General features: G+C 74.9%; 12 protein-coding genes and 1 pseudogene. 6 read left to right on the plus strand and 7 right to left on the minus strand.

What is annotated here, in order from left to right; translation table 11 throughout:
* The first annotated feature begins 33 nt into the window (after nucleotides 1-33).
* From TNCT6_RS27170 to TNCT6_RS27180, 3 genes are all read left to right on the plus strand, one after another.
* A complete protein-coding gene (locus TNCT6_RS27170; RefSeq protein ID WP_141363092.1) occupies nucleotides 34-660 on the plus strand; it encodes a YigZ family protein in 627 nt (208 codons plus the stop codon).
* Nucleotides 661-766: 106 nt separating this feature from the next.
* A complete protein-coding gene (locus TNCT6_RS27175; protein ID WP_141363094.1) occupies nucleotides 767-1,930 on the plus strand; it encodes an exonuclease SbcCD subunit D in 1,164 nt (387 codons plus the stop codon).
* Complete coding sequence (locus TNCT6_RS27180; protein ID WP_141363096.1) at nucleotides 1,927-4,920, plus strand: AAA family ATPase; 2,994 nt, start codon at nucleotides 1,927-1,929, stop codon at nucleotides 4,918-4,920. The genes TNCT6_RS27175 and TNCT6_RS27180 overlap by 4 nt, the downstream gene beginning before the upstream one ends.
* Nucleotides 4,921-4,984: 64 nt before the next feature.
* Here TNCT6_RS27180 and TNCT6_RS27185 read toward each other — a convergent pair whose 3' ends face one another.
* Nucleotides 4,985-6,676 (minus strand): DUF885 domain-containing protein, encoded by a 1,692-nt coding sequence (locus TNCT6_RS27185; protein ID WP_141363098.1) that lies wholly within the window; start codon nucleotides 6,674-6,676, stop codon nucleotides 4,985-4,987.
* A gap of 64 nt (nucleotides 6,677-6,740) precedes the next feature.
* On the minus strand, nucleotides 6,741-7,247 hold the full coding sequence (locus tag TNCT6_RS27190; RefSeq protein WP_141363100.1) for an Lrp/AsnC family transcriptional regulator: 507 nt from the start codon (nucleotides 7,245-7,247) through the stop codon (nucleotides 6,741-6,743).
* 60 nt (nucleotides 7,248-7,307) lie between these two features.
* Here TNCT6_RS27190 and TNCT6_RS27195 point away from each other — a divergent pair, with 60 nt between their 5' ends.
* Nucleotides 7,308-8,525 carry a PLP-dependent aspartate aminotransferase family protein gene (locus TNCT6_RS27195; RefSeq protein WP_141363102.1) on the plus strand — a complete coding sequence of 406 codons (1,218 nt, stop codon included), beginning with the start codon at nucleotides 7,308-7,310 and terminating at the stop codon, nucleotides 8,523-8,525.
* Between the two features lie 66 nt (nucleotides 8,526-8,591).
* On the opposite strand, the gene TNCT6_RS27200 is transcribed toward TNCT6_RS27195, so the two are convergent.
* The 4 genes from TNCT6_RS27200 to TNCT6_RS27215 form a co-directional block, all read right to left on the minus strand.
* Nucleotides 8,592-10,049 carry a GNAT family N-acetyltransferase gene (locus TNCT6_RS27200; RefSeq protein WP_253266225.1) on the minus strand — a complete coding sequence of 486 codons (1,458 nt, stop codon included), beginning with the start codon at nucleotides 10,047-10,049 and terminating at the stop codon, nucleotides 8,592-8,594.
* Between the two features lie 142 nt (nucleotides 10,050-10,191).
* Nucleotides 10,192-12,849, minus strand: a complete 2,658-nt coding sequence (locus TNCT6_RS27205) for a DUF6493 family protein (RefSeq protein ID WP_141363104.1) — start codon at nucleotides 12,847-12,849, stop codon at nucleotides 10,192-10,194.
* Nucleotides 12,846-14,252 (minus strand): SWIM zinc finger family protein, encoded by a 1,407-nt coding sequence (locus tag TNCT6_RS27210; RefSeq protein WP_141363106.1) that lies wholly within the window; start codon nucleotides 14,250-14,252, stop codon nucleotides 12,846-12,848. The genes TNCT6_RS27205 and TNCT6_RS27210 overlap by 4 nt, the downstream gene beginning before the upstream one ends.
* Before the next feature lie 169 nt (nucleotides 14,253-14,421).
* A complete protein-coding gene (locus TNCT6_RS27215; protein ID WP_141363108.1) occupies nucleotides 14,422-15,861 on the minus strand; it encodes a PLP-dependent aminotransferase family protein in 1,440 nt (479 codons plus the stop codon).
* A gap of 47 nt (nucleotides 15,862-15,908) precedes the next feature.
* Here TNCT6_RS27215 and TNCT6_RS27220 point away from each other — a divergent pair.
* Nucleotides 15,909-16,694: pseudogene (locus TNCT6_RS27220) on the plus strand (DMT family transporter); the annotation flags it as partial.
* A 99-nt stretch (nucleotides 16,695-16,793) separates the two neighbouring features.
* Here the strand turns inward: TNCT6_RS27220 and TNCT6_RS27225 are convergent.
* Nucleotides 16,794-17,624, minus strand: a complete 831-nt coding sequence (locus tag TNCT6_RS27225) for an alpha/beta fold hydrolase (RefSeq protein ID WP_141363110.1) — start codon at nucleotides 17,622-17,624, stop codon at nucleotides 16,794-16,796.
* A 179-nt stretch (nucleotides 17,625-17,803) separates the two neighbouring features.
* Here TNCT6_RS27225 and TNCT6_RS27230 point away from each other — a divergent pair, with 179 nt between their 5' ends.
* Nucleotides 17,804-18,685, plus strand: coding sequence for an RNA polymerase sigma-70 factor (locus tag TNCT6_RS27230; protein WP_141363112.1), 882 nt, complete (start codon nucleotides 17,804-17,806; stop codon nucleotides 18,683-18,685).
* Nucleotides 18,686-18,930: the final 245 nt, after the last annotated feature.

Below are 18,930 nucleotides of genomic sequence, written 5' to 3' on the forward strand. Positions count from 1 at the left end.
GGCACCCGCGTGGGCGCCGCATAGGCTGGACCGATGCAGGACGAGTACCGCACAGTCGCACGCGCGGGCGTGCACGAGACAGAGGTCAACCGCTCGCGCTTCCTGTGCGCTCTCGCCCCGGCGGCCACCGAGCGGGAGGCCCAGGACTTCGTCGCCGCCGTCCGCAAGGAGCACGCCGACGCCACGCACAACTGCTGGGCCTACGTCATCGGCGCCGACGCCGGGATCCAGAAGGCGAGCGACGACGGGGAGCCGGGCGGTACCGCCGGCGTCCCCATGCTCCAGATGCTGCTGCGCCGCGACATGCGGTACGTCGTCGCCGTCGTCACCCGTTACTACGGCGGTGTCAAGCTCGGCGCGGGCGGGCTCATCCGGGCCTACGGCGGAGCCGTCGGCGAGGCGCTGGACACGCTCGGGACCCGCACCCGCCGCAGGTTCCGCATCGCCACCGTGACCGTGGACCACCAGCGGGCCGGCAAGGTGCAGAACGACCTCCGGGCCACCGGGCGCGCAGTGCGGGACGTGCGCTACGGCGAGGCCGTCACCATCGAGATCGGCCTGCCGGACGCCGACGTGGACGCCTTCCGGGGATGGCTCGCGGACGTCACGGCCGGGACCGCCGGGTTCGAACTGGGCGGCGAGGCCTACGGAGATGCGTGACACATCGGGCATATCGCGCCAATCGGCCTGCCCGGTGCCGTGCATGACGGTCGATACGGGAGTAACCGCCCGTGATGTCAGACCCGGCCGTTAGTCTTCCGGGATCATGAGGCTCCTGCACACTTCCGACTGGCATCTGGGCCGGGCGTTCCACCGCGTGAACATGCTCGACGCCCAGGCTGGGTTCATCGGGCACCTCGTCGCGACGGTGCGCGAGCGCGACGTCGACGCGGTGGTCGTGTCGGGGGACGTGTACGACCGCGCGGTGCCCCCGCTGGCCGCGGTCGAGCTCTTCGACGACGCGCTGCACCGGCTCGCCGGCCTCGGCGTGCCCACGGTGATGATCTCCGGGAACCACGACTCGGCCCGCCGCCTCGGCGTCGGCGCGGGGCTCATCGACCGCGCGGGCATCCACCTGCGCACCGAGCCGTCGGCGTGCGGGACCCCGGTGGTCCTCGCGGACGCGCACGGCGAAGTGGCCTTCTATGGTCTGCCCTACCTTGAACCGGCCCTGGTCAAGGACGAGTTCGGGGTCGACAGCGCAGGCCACGAGGCAGTACTGGCCGCCGCCATGGACCGGGTGCGCGCCGACCTCGCCACACGGGCGCACGGCACCCGTTCCGTCGTCCTCGCGCACGCCTTCGTCACCGGCGGCCGGCCCAGCGACAGCGAACGGGACATCACCGTCGGCGGGGTCGCCGCCGTCCCCGCCGGCGTCTTCGCCGGCGTCGACTACACCGCCCTGGGCCATCTGCACGGCTGCCAGACCATCACCGAGCGCGTGCGCTACTCGGGCTCCCCGCTGCCGTACTCCTTCTCCGAGGCCGCCCACCGCAAGAGCATGTGGCTGATCGACCTGGACGCCGACGGCTTCGCCGGCGCCGAGCGGGTCGACTGCCCGGTCCCGCGCGCGCTGGCCCGGATCCGGGGCACGCTGGAGGACCTGCTCGCCGACCCGGACCTCGCCCGCCACCGCGAGGCGTGGGTCGAGGCGACACTCACCGACCCGGTCCGCCCCGCCGAACCCATGGCCCGCCTCACCGAGCGCTTCCCGCACACCCTCAGCCTCGTCTTCGATCCCGAACGCGTCCCCGGCGAGCCGGACGTGTCCTACGCCCGCCGGCTCGCCGGCCGCGGCGACCAGCAGATCGCGGAGGACTTCGTGGCCCACGTACGCGGCGCCGCACCCGACGAGCACGAACGGACCGTGCTGCGCGAGACGTTCGACGCGGTGCGCGCGGACGAGGCGGTACGGGAGGTGGCGCGGTGAGGCTGCACCGGCTCGACATCACCGCCTTCGGTCCCTTCGGCGGCTCGCAGACGGTCGACTTCGGCGCGCTGTCGGCCGCCGGGCTGTTCCTGCTGCACGGTCCCACCGGCGCCGGCAAGACCTCCGTGCTGGACGCCGTGTGCTACGCGCTGTACGGCGCGGTCCCCGGCGCCCGGCAGAGCGGGCAGGGTACGACCCTGCGCAGCGACCACGCCGCCACGGGCACCCGCACCCAGGTCACCCTCGACCTCACCGTCGCCGGACGCCGGCTGGAGGTCACCCGCCTGCCACCCTGGGAGCGCCCCAAGAAGCGCGGCACGGGCACGACGCTCGACAAGGCCCAGAGCCTGCTGCGCGAGTACGACGCGACGGCCGGTGCCTGGAAGGACCTCAGCCGCTCCCACCAGGAGATAGGCGAGGAGATCACCCAGCTGCTCGGAATGAGCCGCGAGCAGTTCTGCCAGGTCGTGCTGCTGCCGCAGGGCGACTTCGCACGGTTCCTGCGCGCCGACGCCGAGGCCCGGGGCAAGCTGCTCGGCCGGCTGTTCGACACGCACCGTTTCGCCGAGGTGGAGAAGCGCCTCGCCGAGCGCAGGCGCGCCACCGAGGCCCGGGTGCGCGAGGGCGACGCCGCGCTGCTGGCCGACGCGCACCGTATGCAGCAGGCGGCGGGCGATGCCATGGAGCTGCCGGAACTCGCGCCCGGCGAGCCCGGCCTGGCGCAGGCCGTCCTGACCGCGGCCGCCGTCGCCCGTACCACCGCGCGTGAGCAACTGACCGTCGCCCGTTGCCGGCTCACGTCCGCCGAGTCCGCCCACGCCGACGCCGAGGCGTCGCTGCATCGGGTACGCGAAGTGGCCCGGCTGCAACGGCGGTCCGCCGAGGCCCGGGAGCGCGCCGAGCGCCTGGCGGAGCGGGCCGGCGCCCACCGGGAGGCACAGGCGCGGATGGAGCGGGGGCGCAAGGCCGGGACGGTGGCACCGGCGCTCGAACTGCGCGAGGCCGCCGACGCCGCGCACCGCCGTGCGGCCGCCGCCGAGGCACGCGCGCGTGCGGTGCTCCCGGCGGAGTTCGCCGACGCCGGCGCCGCCGGACTGGCCGCCGCCGCGCGCCGCGCCGCCGAGGAGCTGGGCGGGCTCGAGCCGGCCCGCCGCGCCGAGCGGCGCCTGGCCGACGTCGTCGCCGAGCGCGCCGCGGCGGACCGGCAGGAACGCGCCGACGACGACGTCCTCCAGGAGGCCGAGGCCTGGCTCGCCGGATGGGAGACGACCCGGCCCGCGTTGCAGACGCGCATCGACACCGCCCAGGAGGCGGCCGCCCTGGCCGAGCGGCTCGCCCTGCGGCTGGAACCCGCGCGACAGCGGCTCGCCGCCGCCCGGGTGCGCGACTCACTGGCCGCGGACACCGAGGAGGCGCGGCGGCGGGCGCTCGCCTCCGCCGAGGCCGCCGCACGCGCCAAGGACCACTGGCTGGACCTGAAGGAGCAGCGCCTGAACGGCATCGCGGCCGAACTGGCCGCGAGCCTCGCCGACGGAGAGCCCTGCGCCGTCTGCGGCGCCACCGAACACCCCGCGCCCGCGCGGAAGGTCGCCGGGCACGTCGACCGCGAGGCGGAGGAGCGCGCGCTCGACGACCACCAGGACGCCGAGGAGCGGCGCGCCCGGCACGAGCGCCGCCTCGGCGCCGTACGCGAGGAGCTGGCCGCCGCCACCGCCGAGGCGGGCGACACCCCCACGGCACAACTCGCCGACGAGGCCGGGGAACTGGAGGCCGAGCTGGCCCGGGCCCGCCGGGACGCCTCCGCCCTGCACGCGGCGCGGCAGGAGCTGCACCGCGCCGAGCAGGAGCGCGAGAGGCGGCTGACCGACCGCAGGCAGGCCGAGCTCCGAGCCACCTCCCGGCTGGCCCAGCGGGACGGCCTGGAGCGTGAGAAGACCGCCCTGGAGGCGGAGTTGGCCCAAGCCCGGGGAGCCGCAGAGACCGTCGCCGCCCGCGCCGCCCAACTGGAGCGGCGGGCGGCACTGCTCACCGAGGCCGCCGACGCCGCACGCACCGCCGGGGACAGCGCCGAGCGGCTCAAAGACGCCGACGGACGGCTCGCCGAGGCCGCCTTCCGGGCCGGCTTCGACACCCCCGAGGCCGCGTCCGTCGCCCTCCTCGACGACGCCGCCCACCGTGAGCTGCAACGGCGCCTGGACGTCTGGCACACCGAGGAGGCCGCCGTGCGCGCGGTCCTCGCCGAGGCCGACACCGCGGCCGCCGCCGGGCTGCCGCCCGCCGACCTCACCGCCGCGGAGGCGGCCGAGGCAGCCGCGGGCCGGCGGGTGCGGGAGGCCTCGTCCGCACGGGACGCCGCCGACCGCCGCTGCGCCGAACTCGACCGGCTCTCCGCGCGCGCCGCGACCGGCATGCGCCGGCTGGCTCCGCTGCGCGAGGAGTACGACCGCGTGGCCCGCCTGGCCTCCCTCACCGCGGGCACCTCGGCCGACAACGAGCGCAAGATGCGCCTGGAGTCCTACGTCCTCGCGGCCCGCCTGGAACAGGTGGCCGCCGCCGCGACCGTGCGCCTGCGGCGCATGTCGTCCGGCCGGTACACCCTCGTCCACTCCGACGACCGGGCGGGCCGCGGCCGCAGCGGTCTGGGACTGCACGTCGTCGACGCCTGGACGGGCCGGGAGCGGGACACGGCGACCCTGTCGGGCGGCGAGACGTTCTTCGCCTCCCTCGCCCTCGCCCTCGGCCTCGCGGACGTCGTCACGGACGAGGCCGGAGGGGTGCGCCTGGACACGCTCTTCATCGACGAGGGCTTCGGCAGCCTCGACGACCAGACCCTGGACGAGGTCCTCGACGTCCTCGACGCCCTGCGCGAACGCGACCGCAGCGTCGGGATCGTCAGTCATGTCGCCGACCTGCGGCGCCGCGTCCACGCCCAACTCGAGGTCGTCAAGAGCCGGTCGGGATCGACCGTACGGCTGCGCGGAGCGGGCTGAGCGGCCTGGAACGGGGGAGCAGGACCAGCGGGGGGCGGCCGGAGGCCGGCCGCCCCCAGGCGGCTCACAGCTGGGAGAGCTCGTCCACCAGGTCGTCCAGGCCCAGCGAGCCCTGCGACAGGGCCGCCATGTGCCAGGCCTTCGCGTCGAACGCGGCACCATGGCGCTGCCTGGCCTTCTCCCGGCCCAGCAGCCAGGCCCGCTCGCCCAGCTTGTAGCCGATCGCCTGGCCGGGCATCGACAGATAGCGGATCAGCTCGCTCGCCACGAAGTCCCTCGGACGGCTGCTGTGCGCGCCGAAGAACTCCCGCGCCAGCTCCGGAGTCCAGCGCTCACCCGGGTGGAACGGCGAGTCCGCCGGAATCTCCAGCTCCAGGTGCATGCCGATGTCGATGATGACGCGGACCGCGCGCATCATCTGCGCGTCCAGATAGCCGAGCCGCCGCTCCGGGTCGGTGAGGAAGCCGAGTTCGTCCATCAGACGTTCCGCGTACAGCGCCCAGCCCTCGGCGTTGGCGCTGACCCCGCCGACGGTGGCCTGGTAGCGCGAGAGGTTCTCGGCCACGTGCACCCACTGGGCGAGCTGGAGATGGTGGCCGGGGACACCCTCGTGGTACCAGGTCGAGACCAGGTCGTAGACCGGGAAGCGGGTCTCCCCCATGGTCGGCAGCCAGGTCCGGCCCGGCCGGGAGAAGTCGGCGGACGGCGCCGTGTAGTAAGGGGCCGCGGCACCTCCGGGCGGCGCGATGCACGACTCCACCTTCCGCACCCGCTCGGCCAGTTCGAAGTGGGTGCCGTCGAGCGCCTCGATCGCCTCGTCCATCAGGTCCTGCAACCACTGGCGGACCTCGTCGACGCCCTCGATGTGCGTGCCGTGCTCGTCGAGGTGCGCGAGGGCCACCCACGGGCTCCCGGCGCCGGGCAGGACCTTCTCGGCCTCCTGCCTCATCTCGCCGAGCAGGCGGTGGAACTCCGACCAGCCGTACGCGTACGCCTCGTCGAGGTCCAGGTCCGTGCCGTTGAAGTAGCGCGAGAAGCGTGCGTAGCGCTCACGGCCGACCGTGTCCGGTGCGTCGCCGATCGTCGGCGCGTACACGTCGCGCATCCAGTCCCGCAGCTCCACGACGGCCGCGGTCGCCGCGCGGGCGGCCTCGTCCAGCTCCGCGCGCAGGGACTCGGGACCCTCCGAGACGAAGTCCTCGAACCAGCCGCGACCGTTGCCGTCGGTGTCCGACCACTCGGTGAGCTGCTCGATGAAGACCGCCGTCGGCTGCGGGCCGCCGTACAGCTTGCGGTCCAGGCCGAGGGCGAGGGACTCGCGGTAGCCGCGCAGCGCGGCCGGCACGGCCCGCAGGCGCTCGGCGATCGCGGCCCAGTCCTCGTCGGTGGCGCTGGGGGTGATCGTGAACACCTCGCGCACCGAGTGCACCGGGCTGTGGATGTTGCTCACCGTGCGCAGGCCCTCATCGGCGTCGTGCACCGCCAGTTCCGCGGTCAGGCGCTCGCGCAGCAGGCGGGCGCAGCGGCGCTCGATGTCACTGTCCGCGCCGGGCTGCCGCTCGGCCTCGTCCAGCCGGGCGAGGGTGGTGCGCGCGAGGTCCGCGAGCGCCTGCTGGCCGGCGGGCGAGGTGTCGGGCAGCCTGCTCGAACTCTCCTTCACGCCGAGATAGGTACCGGTGATCGGGTCGAGGGCGATGAGTTCGTCGACGTAGGCGTCGGCGACCTGACGGGGCAGCGGGCTCTTGGTCTGTGACATGCCGACCATCCTCGTACGGAAGGGCGGCTCGCGTCAGCCCGGTTTACCGGGCATCGGACCGTATTCAGTCCGATTTCGCCGAGGGCGTGCCCGGCTGCGCGCCGGGCGGCAGCAGGGGGCCGCAGTCCCACTGCTGGAAGATCAGCCGCGTCTCCACCCGGGCCACTTCCCGCCGGGCCGTGAACTCGTCCAGGACCAGGCGCTGGAGATCGGCCATGTCCGCGACCGCGACATGGACCAGGTAGTCGTCCGGACCGGTCAGATGGAACACGGTCAGCGACTCCGGCAGGGCCCGGATCCGTTCCACGAACGGCCCCACCAGCTCCCGCCGGTGCGGCCTGACCTGCACGGACAGCAGTGCCTGAAGACCCCTGCCCAGCTTGGCGGGGTCGAGCCGCAGCCGGTGGCCGAGAATGAGCCCCGAGCGGCGCAGCCGGGTCACCCGGTCCAGGCAGGTCGACGGAGCGACCCCGACCTGCGCGGCGAGGTCGCGGTAGGTGGTCCGGGCGTCGTTCTGCAACAGCCGCAGCAGATGCAGATCCACCGGATCCAGTACGACGGATTCGGCCATGTGGCGAACGTAGCACGGCCTTCGGCCCCGCGATCCCGGCGGCTGTTCACCCTTCGGGTCATGGACACGCCCTTGGACTCCGCGAGCACGCCCGCGTACGACGACGTACGCACCGCACCCAGAGCACTGGCCACCGAGGCAGTGCACGCCGGCCGTGACGACCTCGCCCGGCAGGGACTGCACGCCCCGCCGATCGACCTGTCCACCACCTACCCCTCCTACGACAGTCGCGCCGAGGCCGCCCGCATCGACGCCTTCGCCACCGACGGCGCCGAACTCGACGGCACCCCGGTCTACGGACGGCTCGGCAACCCCACCGTCGCCCGCTTCGAGACCGCCCTGGCCCGGCTGGAGGGCACCGAGGCCGCGGTGGCGTTCGCCAGCGGCATGGCCGCGCTGAGCGCGGTGCTCCTCGTCCGGTCCGCCATGGGCCTGCGGCACGTCGTCGCCGTGCGCCCGCTGTACGGCTGCAGCGACCACCTGCTCACCGCCGGGCTGCTCGGTACCGAGGTGACCTGGACCGACCCGGCCGGGATCACCGACGCGCTGCGCCCGGACACCGGCCTGGTCATGGTCGAGACACCGGCGAACCCGACGCTCGCCGAGGTGGACCTGCGGGCCGTCGCCCACGCCTGCGGCTCCGTGCCGCTCCTCGTCGACAACACCTTCGCCACCCCCGTCCTGCAACGCCCGGCCGAGCAGGGCGCCCGACTGGTGCTGCACAGCGCCACCAAGTACCTGGGTGGCCACGGCGACGTGATGGCGGGCGTGGTGGCCTGCGACGAGGAACTGGCCGGACGGCTGCGGCAGGTGCGGTTCGCCACTGGCGGGGTGCTGCACCCGCTCGCCGGCTATCTGCTGCTGCGCGGGCTGTCCACGCTTCCGGTCCGGGTGCGGGCCGCCTCCGCCACCGCGGCGGAACTGGCCGCCCGCCTGGCGGACGACCCCCGCGTCGCCCGGGTGCACTACCCGTCCATCGGCGGTGCCATGGTCTCCTTCGAGGTGCACGGCGACCCGCACGCCGTCATCGGCGGCGTCGGCCTGATCACGCCGGCCGTGAGCCTCGGCAGCGTCGACACCCTGATCCAGCACCCGGCGTCCATCAGCCACCGCATCGTCGACGCGGACGACCGGCGGGGCGCGGGGGTCGGCGACCGGCTGCTGCGGATGTCGGTGGGCCTGGAGGACGTCGAGGACCTGTGGGCGGACCTGGACCGGGCGCTGGGGGCGCGGCCGGGACAGCCGCAAGTGAAGGGGCTGCACCAGGCGATGAGCTGACTGGGGCCGGCGCGGAGGGCGCGCGGCCGGACCCTGTGCCTGGCCGCGGGCCCCCGGAGCGGCCGCTCAGTCCCGCAGGCGGGACCACTCGGCCTGTGTCTGCTCGGCCTGTGCCCGCTCGGCGTCGTACGGCAGCCGGGAGGCCACCGGGGTCGCTTCCAGCCGGGCCGTGATGACCAGGGTGCCCTCCTCGATCTGGAAGTCGAGCGGCAGGCCCAGGCCCCGCATGGCGGCGACCATGCCGGTGTTGGCCGCCTGCGTCACGGCGTACACGGTCGCGCAGCCCGCCTCGACGGCCATCGCCACCAGCCGGCCCAGCAGTTCGCCGCCGACACCGCGGCGCTGCCAGGCGTCCTCGACGAGCAGCGCGACCTCCGTCTCGTCGCCGTCCCACAGCAGATGACCGAGGCCGACGATCCGCCCGGAGGCGGTCCGCGCGGCCAGTGTGCGGCCGAACCGCGGGCTCAGCAGGTGGTCGAGATAGCGGTCGGCGTCGCCGACCGGCCCGTGGTAGCGCAGACCGAGGGTGCGCGCCGAGCAGCGCGCCTGCATCGCCCTGGCCGCCGCGAGGTCGCCGGTGTCGGCCCTGCGCACGGTGATCGCCTCGCCCTCGGGCAGCGTCAGCACGTCCTGGCCGCGCGGAATGCGCGGTCCGAGCCGGGTGTCCAGCTCCACCAGGGCGCGTGCCCGCGCGAACTCGGTGGGCGTGAAGGGCAGATACGGCCGCTCCACGGTGATCGTCCCGCCCGTCGGCGCCCGCAGCCGCATCACGGTGTCCGCGAGCATCCCCTCGGCCGGCACCTCCTGCGGGTCCCCGGCCGCCGCCGGCCGGTGCGGCACGGAACGGATGGTGCACCGCCCCAGCAACTGCCGCAGCGCCAGCGGGAGTTCCGCTGCGTCGAGCGCCGTGCGCGCGGCCAGGCCGAGAACCCGTGTCGGCGTGTCCACCAGGTCGTGCGCGTCCGCCCGCTCGATCCATGTGTCGGCACCGCCGGCCAGTGCGATCGCCCGGGTGATGCCGGACGCCTCGAGCCCGCCGGGAGCGCGGAGCAGGAACTCGTCCACCGTGCCCTCGGCCAGCGGATGCGTCTGCAGGCTCAGGATGTCCACGTGCCGGGCCGCCAGCGCCGAGCAGAGCGAGGCCAGCGAACCGGGAGCGTCCCGAACAGTTGTCCGCATCCGCCACAGCGTGCGGTCGCCCGGCGCCGCTTCGGCCGCCGCGGGGCCGGTGGCGGCCGGCCCGGCCTGCTGGGTGGCGAGTGGCCGGGTGCCGGTATCGTCCGCGGGCGGTGCGTGACCGTGGCGCCGCGCCCACCAGGTGTGGAAGGCCGCCGTGGCCACCAGCGCGATCGCCGAGATCACCAGCAGGGCCGGACCGTCGGGGCCGTGACCGATCAGGTTCGCCACCCCGTCGGCCACGGCGACAGCCGTGAAGAGCGCGGCCAGTTCGACCAGGTCCCGCCGCCAGTGATGCGCCCGGCGACCGTGCTTCGCCCACGTCATGTTCGACACTTCTCGAGTCATACGGCCACTGTGACGGAACGGTGTTGCGTGATCACGAACGCGCTGTGACCGATGAGTAAAGCAATATTCGCACCTTTCGTAGTTGTTTTTCGCGGTTGTCTCCGACGGCTGTTCCCAGGGGTGAGCCCGGCGGGCGCCGGGCTCAGGCGGCCACCTCCATGGCCAGCGCGCCGCGCAGCCGGCGGGCCTCCACGACCAGGCGCGACGAGCCGCGCCGGTCCGCCGCCCGTGCCAGGTGCGGCAGGTCGCCCCGCGCACCGGACCGCTCGGCGCACTCGGCCGCGACGGCCAGCAGATCACCGAGCCCTCGCACCGGACCGGCCGGTCCGTCGGCGGCGAGGTCGGAGAGCAGCGGCGGCAACGCGTGGCCGAGCAGGCCCCACACGGTGGCGTACGCCCCGGTGGAAGCGGCCGTGCGCAGCGACTCCGCCAGCCGCAGCGGCTTCACCGCACCGAGCCGCACCAGCTCACCGAGGTCCGCGCCGAGGCGGGTGGCGTCCAGCTGTCCGCGCGCGGCGAGGACGAGCAGCGCGTCCACGGCGGCCAGCCGGTCCTCGGGGTGCCGGGCGCCCAGTCCGTACGCCACGCACAGGCGCGTCGCCTCGCCGGCCTCGCCGCCGGACTCGGCGAGCAGCGGAAGGACGGAGGCCGCGCCCCGGCTGCCGTCCACGGCCACGGCGGACAGGTCCCGGAGGATCCGCACGGCCACCAGTTCACGCAGTTCGGGCAGCACGGCCAGCCAGTGGGGGTGCGCGGAGCCGCTCCAGTGGGCGCAGTACCGGCTTTGCGCGAAGGCGCTGGACGGCCTCCCCAGTGCGCGGAAGGCGTCGGGGAGGTCCTCTTGCCATGCGGGAAGCTCACCGGACTCCGCCAGTATGTGCGGCCCCGATGCGCGGCGCCGGATCGCCGGCAGCACGGGAGCGCCGGCGGTCAGCCAGCGGGCGAGTCGCCTTCCCTCCGTCGTACCGAGGGCCGCCGCCCGCTCCGCCGCGGCCGCTGCCGCCGGACGGTCCCCGCGCCGCACCCGCAGCAGCGCCTGCGCGAAGTCGGCGGCCGACACGCGCGCCCCCAGGCGCCGGTACGCGTCGAGCCGCTCCACCAGCTCGTCCGGCTCCAGCAGGCCCGTGCTCCAGGTGGGCGTCGAGAGCAGGAACGGCAGGGGATCCGTGCGGATCCGGTACGCCACCTCCCACAGGCGGGCGTCGAAGGCCCGGGAGAGCGCGCCGTGCACGCAGGTCCGGTGCGGTGCCCCCGGCCGGATCGCGGCGTGCAGCCTGGCGGTGCTCAGCTTTCCCCGCAGCGTGATGAGCAGCAGATCCAGGCCCGCGAACCCGTCGAAGCCGCCCCGGGAGTCGCCGAATTGATGGTCCATCCGCAGGTCGTGGAACGGATCGGCGCCGTCCCACCATCGGCGGGAGACCACCGGTTCCAGCGCCTCCAGCAGGGCGTCCCGGTCGCGGTGGGCGTGGCGCACCAGCCCGTCCAGGGCGCGTTCGAAGCCGGTCACGCCGGTGTCGGACGCCAGTGCCGCCCCCACCTCCTCGGCGAGCTCGACGACGGAGGCCGCCGCGGGCGCGAGACGTGCCGGCTCGGGAAGCAGGGGGAGCACCTCCTCGTACGCCGGGGCCACCTCCGCCGGTGCCGCGCCCAGCGACGCGACCGCCTGAGCGCGCAGCGGCGGGATCAACTCATCGGCGGCCGAGGCGAGTTCGACGCGCACTTCGGCGGAGCGGACCTTCTTCACATGGCGCTGGGCGAGCTTGAGTGCCCGCTCCTGCACACCGGCGTCCTCGTGCCCGAAGGCCTGCGCGACGGCGGGCAGCAGCTCGTCCGCCGCCCCGGCGTCCCGGGCGAGCACCTTGCCCAGCAGCACGAGCTGCGCCCGCACCAGCTTGCGCTCCGGCCGGAACAGCACCGCCTCCGACACGTCCGCCAGGTGACGGTGCGTCAACTGACCTTCCAGGGCCAGGGTCCCGAGCACCGACTGGGCGTGCGACGCCACCGGAGACACCGCGTCCGAGGCCAGCGCCCCCCAGTCGGCCACCCGCTCCCGCTGCTCCTCGCGCGTGAGCGCCAGGGATGTCAGTACCCGCAGGAACGCCCGGTGGTCGGCGTTCGTGCCACCCCGCAGCAGGCGGGCCACACAGGCGTCGACCGTGGCCCTCCGGTCGAGCGGCCCCTCCGCGGTGAGCTGTGCGAGGGCGCCGTGCCAGCCGGCGGGTCCCTCGTCGGCCGCCCATTCCAGCAGGCCGCCGATGTCGTTCACCTCGAAGAGCGCGGCCACGAGCGGCACGAGGTGCGGGTCCGTACGCAGCCTCTCCAGCAAGGTGTCGCCTCGCCGCCAGTTGCCGCCGACCTGCTGCACCCAGCCCCGCACATAGGCGTCGGTGGTCGGCACCGGGCAGCCCGCCAGACGCACCAGGGCGGACATCAGCTCGTAGGGCACCTGCGCGGTGGCGGGCCGCTGGGCGAGCCGGTTCGCCAGATCGGCGAGCCAGTCGGTCTCCCGGCCGGCGAGGACGCGGAGCAGCACCGCGGGGGAGACCCCCGGCCAGCGCATGTCGGCGGCCGAGATCCAGCTCGCCACGCCGGCCGCGCCCGTCTGGCACGCCGCCCCGGCCACGTACAGCGCCGGATACGCGCGGCGGGACGGCCCGTCCCAGCGCGTCGCCCTCAGCTCCTTGCGCAGCGCCTTCAACTCCGGGAAGAAAGCACGGCGTTCGGCGTCGGTCATCGCGTCCAGCAGACCGACCACCTCGGCCGTCCGCCCGGCTCGCATCGCCTCCGTCAGCGTTGTCATCGCGCACCACCGTCGACTCGTGCCAGGTCCCGCTCCACCACGGCGGCGCCCCGCCGCGCCATCCGCACCGCCAGCGCGTGCTTGCACGGCCCGCGCCCGCCCCGGTACTTCGCCCACCACTGGCAACTGCAACTGAGCACGCCCTTGTCCTCGCGCACCCGGTGCGCGTGGCCGTCCTCGGCCGTCACCGTCGCCAGGGCACCGTCCAGGGCGACCGCTCCCGCGGCGACGAGGGCACGGGCGGCCCGCAGGCGCGGGTTGTGCCGCTCGGCGCGATCCGCGTCGTAGGGCAGCTCCCGGTGGAAGTACGCCGCCTCCGCGGTGTCGTATCCGACCCGGCCCGAGGTACCGAGCCGGACCAGCGCCGCGCGGACCCGCTCCGGGGCGAGCCCGGAGGTGGCGGCGAGGTCGGCGACGTCGACGCGGGGCTCCCAGGCCAGCAGCACCGCGATCAGCTCCGCGTCCTCGGCCGCCTCGTCGGTGGCGAGCGCGTCCAGCACCCCGCCCTCGCCGGAGAACCCGCGCGAGGCGTCGGGCGACAGCGTCAGCGTGAGCCGCATGCCCGGCAGGACCGCCTCCCAGGCACTGGCCGTGGCGGCGGCGCCCGCGACCGCCGGGCCGTAGACGCGCAGGGCGGTGGCATGCCGCAGCACCCGCTGGAGCGCGGCGAGCCGCTCGGGCCCGGGCAGGCAGACCGCGCCCGGCACGGGCCGGGTGGTCGGCCGCAGCGCGCGACCCGCCGGAACCACCCACCGCGGACCGCCCCCGGCACCCCGCGGCCCGCTCCGCGGCAGCGACCGCAGGAACCGCACGGCCTCGGCCGCCGGCAGCTCGGCCCGCAGATCGAATCCGGCGGCCATGACCTGGGCCTCCGCGAACCCGCGCAGCCAACGGTCCGGCAGCGGCACCTTCTTCTCCACCACGGGGCCGTCCACGGTGGTCACGGCCAGTTCCTCCGGACCCACCCGCATATGCAGCGGATCGTCCGAGCCGATCCGGGACAGCGCCTCGCGCAGCGGGTTGTTGACGTCGACGTTCGTCGTGCCGTGCCCCACCTCGCCACCGTCCAGGCCCGGGCGCAGCACGTCCAGGCGCGCGTACACCCCGCAGCAGCCGGAGAAGGACTCGAAGCGCAGCCGGTCGCCGTTCCCCGTCACCACCGGGTCGAGGGAGGCACGCAACTGCGGCTGGTAGTAGCGGGCGGCCGCCACGTCCGCCACCGCCAGCAGCCCGGCGGACGCCACCTGAGGAGACGTCAGGAAGCCTGAGAAGAACCGCGGATGGTCCTGGATTCCCGAGGGCGTCGCACCCCGGGACGTCTCGAGTCCCAGGCGCCGTCCGCCCGTGGCGGGCTCCAGCACGGAGGGTCGGGAATAGGCCACGGCCTGCAAGGATCGCGTCATGGAAAAACCGTAGGGGCGACCACTGACAATCGGCCGTGACCTGCGGAAACCCCCTTCTCGGACCGGGAGTTGCGACCTGGTCGCGGCACCCTTTTCGGCAGCGGGCGGTGGGCTGCCGAGGCGGGACTCGCCCGCCGGGCCCGGCACGCGCCTCCCGGTCCGGCGGAGGTCAGGCGCCGGCCCCCTCCGCCATCAGCCGCACCCCCGCCCGGATCCGGGCGGGGGAGAGGTGGGAGTAGCCGAGAACGAGGCGCACGCCGTAGTGGCCGGAGCCGGCGGCATCCGCGTGCCGGTACGCCGACAGGGCGCGCACCGCGACGCGGGCCTCGGCCATGCGGGCGAGGAAGCGCTCCTCGGGGCCGTACCGGCCGGGCAGCGCGGCGATGAGGTGCAGGCCCGCGGCGATCCCGGACAGGCGCGCCCCGGGAAAGTGCTCGTCCAGGGCGGCGACGAGCGCGTCGCGTCGTTCGCGGTAGGCACGCTGGCACCGGCGCAACTGCCGGTCGTAGTCGCCGCGCTCGACGAACCGCGCGAACACCGCCTGGTCGACCGTCGGATGGCCGAGGTCCATGGTCCGCTTGCGCTCGACGACCTCGTCGGCCAGCGAGTCGGGCAGGAGCAGCCAGCCCAGCCGCAGACCCGGGGCGAGGGACTTGCTGACCGACCCGGCGTAGGCGACGCGCTCCGGATCCAGACCCTGGAGGGCGCCCACCGGGGCGCGGTCGTAGCGGAAGTCGCCGTCGTAGTCGTCCTCGAAGACGATGCCGTCCACCGCCCGCGCCCAGTCGAGGAGTTCGGCGCGGCGCCGGGCGGAGCAGGCGATGCCGGTCGGGAACTGGTGGGCCGGTGTCGTCACCACGGCCCGTACCCCGGACCGGAGCAGCGGGCCGACGGCCGGACCCTCCGCGTCCAGGGGCAGCGGGACGGTGCCGACTCCGGCCGAGGCGTACAGGGCGCTGTGCTCGGGGCTGCCGGGATCCTCGACGCCCACGGTGCGCATCCCGCGCGCGTGCAGCGCCGAGCCGACCAGAGCGCTCGCCTGGGCCACCCCCGAGACGACCACGATCCGCTCCGGGTCCGCGGCCACGCCCCGGCGCCGGGTCAGCAGTTCGGCCAGCGCCGTGCGCAGCCGGGGCAGTCCGCGTGGGTCGGGGTAGCCGAGGTCGTGGTGCGGCAGGTCCGTCAGCACGGAGCGGTGCGTGGCCGCCCAGGCGGTCCGTGGGAACAGCGACAGGTCCGGCGTGCCGGGCACGAAGTCCGCGCGGGCGCCGAGGGAGCGGGGAGCGAGGTCACGCGCACGCGTGCGTGCGCCCCGGACGGCGTCGCCCACCCAGGTCCCCGCACCCCGGCCGCTGCGGAGGTAGCCCTCCGCCGTCAACTGCTCGTACGCCTCCGTGACCAGCCCGCGCGAGACGCCCAGGTCCGCGGCGAGGTCCCGGCTGGAGGGCAGCCGTGTGCCCGTCGCGAGCCGCCCCGAGCGGACCGCTTCGCGCAGCGCGGCCCGCAGGGAGCGGCCACGCGCGCGTGCCGGGGCGGAGGCGGCCGGAAGGAGCAGTTCCCAGGCGGCCGAGCCGGTGAGTCCGCCCGGATTGGTCCCCGATGACGTCATGGAAGTGGACCTTAAACCGGACCGCCGCGCCTCCTAGCGTCGCTGCCATGAACGCCACCCCCGCGCGCGGCACCCTGCTCGCCGCGCTCGCCTGCGTCCTCGTCGGGGCGTCCTTCACCGCCAACAGCGTCCTCGGCCACTACCCGTACGCGGGCGGCCAGTTCCTGCGCTATGGCCTGGCCTGCCTGCTGCTCCTGCCGCTCGCCGGGCGGGACGCACCGGCCCGGCTGCGGCGGCTCACACCCCGCCAGTGGGTCAGGCTCGCGCTGCTCGCGGCGGTCGGCATGGTCGGCTTCAACCTGGCCGTGCTCGCCGCCGAACGCAGCGCCGAGCCGGCGGTACCGGGGGTCTTCGTGGGCTGCGCCCCCGTGGTGGTGGCGGTCGTCGTTCCCGTACTGGAGGGACGCCGGCCCCGGCGGACGGTCCTCCACGGTGCCCTTCTGGTCGCCGCCGGGGCCTTCACCGTGCAGGGCTGGGGCCGGACCGACGGCACCGGAATCACCTTCTCCGCCTGCGCGCTGGCCGGCGAGGTCGGCTTCGCTGTCCTCGCGGTGCCCGTGCTGCGCCCGCTCGGGCCCCGGCTGCTGTCCGCCGTCGTGTGCGGGCTGGCGGCCCTGGAGTCGGCGGTGGCCGGGGCCGTCCTCGGCGGCGACTGGCTCAGGCGTCCGGACGCGGCCGAGGCCGCCGCGTTGCTGTGGCAGGCGGCTGTCGTCACCGTCGTCGGTTTCGTGTGCTGGTACATGGGCGTGCAGCGGATCGGCGCCGAGCGCGCCACGCTCTTCTCCGGTCTCATCCCCGTGGGGGCCGCCTGCACCGCGCCGATGGTCGGCGCCGGCTCGTACGGGGCGGTCCAGGCCCTGGGCAGCGCCCTGGTGGGCGTGGGAGTCGCGCTGGGGGCAGGGGCGTCGAGGCCGGCCGGAAGCCGGCGGCGGTCAGCGGCTGCCGTCCAGGAGGACGCGCGCGACCAGGGCCGGGTCGTCGTTCATGGGGACGTGCCCGCAGCCGGGCAGGCGCACGAGCCGGGCCTTGGGGATGATCTGCTTGGCGCGCACTCCCTGACGCCGCACCAGCAGCCGGTCCCTGGTGCCCCAGGCGACGGTGACGGGGATACCGGGCAGGACGTCGGTGAAGTGGACGCCGACGCCCGCCCGGAGGGTCTCCTCGAATCCGTCCGCCCCTGCCAGGGCGAGCGTCTCGGCCACCACGGCCTCGGGCGAACGGCGGGCCGGGTGAGCGTAGATGGTGCTGGTCAGGACGGTGCGGCCGACCGCCGTCCGTGAGAGCCGCTCGACCAGCGGCAGCGGCATCCGCCGGGCGAGCGTGCGCATCGTCCGCAGCACGCCGAAGGCGTAACGGCGCTCGGCCTGCGTCCAGAACCCCGCCGGTGCCAGGGCGGTGACGGACCGTACGAGCTTCTCGCGGCCGAGCTCCAGGGCCAGCAGGCCGCCCAGGGAGTTGCCGGCCACATGGGGCCGTTCCATCTCCAGTGCCTCGCACAGGGCGCCCAGCACCACGTTCATCGTGGGCAGGTCGTGCCGGAGCCCTTCCGGCAGCGCGGGGGAGGCACCGAAGCCCGGCAGGTCCACGGTGATCACCTCGCGTTCGGCCGCGAGCAGGTGGACCACCGGGTCCCAGGCCTGGCGGTGGTGTCCGATGCCGTGCAGCAGGAGCAGCGGCTCGCCGCCGCCCACGCGCGCGTAGGAGAGGGTCACGGTCCGCGGGCCGTGCGCGGAGGGAACCTCGAAGGAGACGGTGGCGGACATGGATGCTCCTCGTGCGGGAATCGCCGACAACGACGGTAGACAGACTGTCAGCAATTGCTACCGACGGGTAGCCCCCAGGTCTGAGGCGAACCCCGAAACGCCGGCGCCCCTCCGCGGCCACGGCGCCCCCGGCCCGGTGCGCCTGGACACGGACGCCGGACGTCGGCTGGGATGAGGGCGTGACCACCGATACCGGGACCGAAGTCTTCGAAGAGCACCGCCCCGCCCTCATGGGTGTCGCCTACCGCATGCTCGGGCGCGTGGCGGACGCCGAGGACGTGCTCCAGGAAGCCTGGTTGCGCTGGTCCACCGCCGACCGGGGTGCCGTGCGCGAGCCGCGCGGCTACCTGGTGCGGGTGACCACCCGGCTCGCCATCGACCGGCTCCGCCGGATCAAGGCGCGCGGCGAGTCGTACGTCGGCCCCTGGCTGCCGGAACCGCTGGTCACGGATCTCGCTCAGACCGTCCCGGACACGGAGGAGCGGGCCGTCCTCGCCGACTCCGTGTCGCTCGCCGTGCTGGTCGTCCTGGAGACGCTGTCGCCGCTCGAACGCGCGGTGTTCGTCCTGAGAGAGGCCTTCGGCTATCCGTACGCGGAGATCGCCGCCCTGCTCGACCGCGGCGAGCCCGCGGTGCGCCAACTGGCCGGCCGGGCCCGCAGGCACGTGGGCGAACGGCGGTCGCGCTACGAGGTCGACCCCGACCAGCGGCGCGACCTCACCGAGCGGTTCCTGGCCGCCGCGGCGGGCGGCGACCTGGACGGGTTGATGTCGCTGCTCGCGCCCGACGCCCGCCTGGTGGGCGACAGCGGCGGCAAGGCCAGGGCGCCGCTGCGGGTCCTGGAAAGCGCCGACAAGGTGGGCCGCTTCCTGGTCGGCGTGGCGCACAAGGGCATCCCGGATCCGTCCGTCCGCTTCCTGGAGGTCAACGGCGGCCCGGCCGTGCTGATCCTGTCCGGGGGCGCGCCCGACAGCGTCTTCCAACTGGACGTGACCGACGGGCGTGTCCAGACCGTCTACGTCGTCCGCAACCCCGACAAGTTGCGGTCCCTGGCCGCCTGAGCCTCCCGGCCCCGACGCCCGCACGGCTGCCGCGGCCCCCGGTCCCAGACGTCTGCGCGGCTGCCGCGGCCCCCGTCCCGGATGACGGGGGCCGCGGCGTGATGCCCGGAAATACGGCCCCGTGCGAACGGGTCGTGAACACCGTGCGACAGGTGTCTGTGCGCCGTCCGAGGGAACGAGGATTGGTCTTGACCAAGGGTGGGGGCCGCCTTATCGTCGCAGATAAGTACAACAACCTTTAATAA

Origin of the sequence: Streptomyces sp. 6-11-2 (genome assembly GCF_006540305.1) — a bacterium.
In the GTDB taxonomy this organism is placed as follows: domain Bacteria; phylum Actinomycetota; class Actinomycetes; order Streptomycetales; family Streptomycetaceae; genus Streptomyces.

Coding starts and splice junctions, on each gene's coding strand:
- TNCT6_RS27170 (WP_141363092.1), top strand. CDS start 34: ATGCAGGACGAGTACCGCACAGTCGCACGCGCGGGCGTGCACGAGACA.
- TNCT6_RS27175 (WP_141363094.1), top strand. CDS start 767: ATGAGGCTCCTGCACACTTCCGACTGGCATCTGGGCCGGGCGTTCCAC.
- TNCT6_RS27185 (WP_141363098.1), bottom strand. CDS start 6,676: ATGTCACAGACCAAGAGCCCGCTGCCCCGTCAGGTCGCCGACGCCTAC.
- TNCT6_RS27190 (WP_141363100.1), bottom strand. CDS start 7,247: ATGGCCGAATCCGTCGTACTGGATCCGGTGGATCTGCATCTGCTGCGG.
- TNCT6_RS27195 (WP_141363102.1), top strand. CDS start 7,308: ATGGACACGCCCTTGGACTCCGCGAGCACGCCCGCGTACGACGACGTA.
- TNCT6_RS27200 (WP_253266225.1), bottom strand. CDS start 10,049: ATGACTCGAGAAGTGTCGAACATGACGTGGGCGAAGCACGGTCGCCGG.
- TNCT6_RS27205 (WP_141363104.1), bottom strand. CDS start 12,849: ATGACAACGCTGACGGAGGCGATGCGAGCCGGGCGGACGGCCGAGGTG.
- TNCT6_RS27210 (WP_141363106.1), bottom strand. CDS start 14,252: ATGACGCGATCCTTGCAGGCCGTGGCCTATTCCCGACCCTCCGTGCTG.
- TNCT6_RS27215 (WP_141363108.1), bottom strand. CDS start 15,861: ATGACGTCATCGGGGACCAATCCGGGCGGACTCACCGGCTCGGCCGCC.
- TNCT6_RS27225 (WP_141363110.1), bottom strand. CDS start 17,624: ATGTCCGCCACCGTCTCCTTCGAGGTTCCCTCCGCGCACGGCCCGCGG.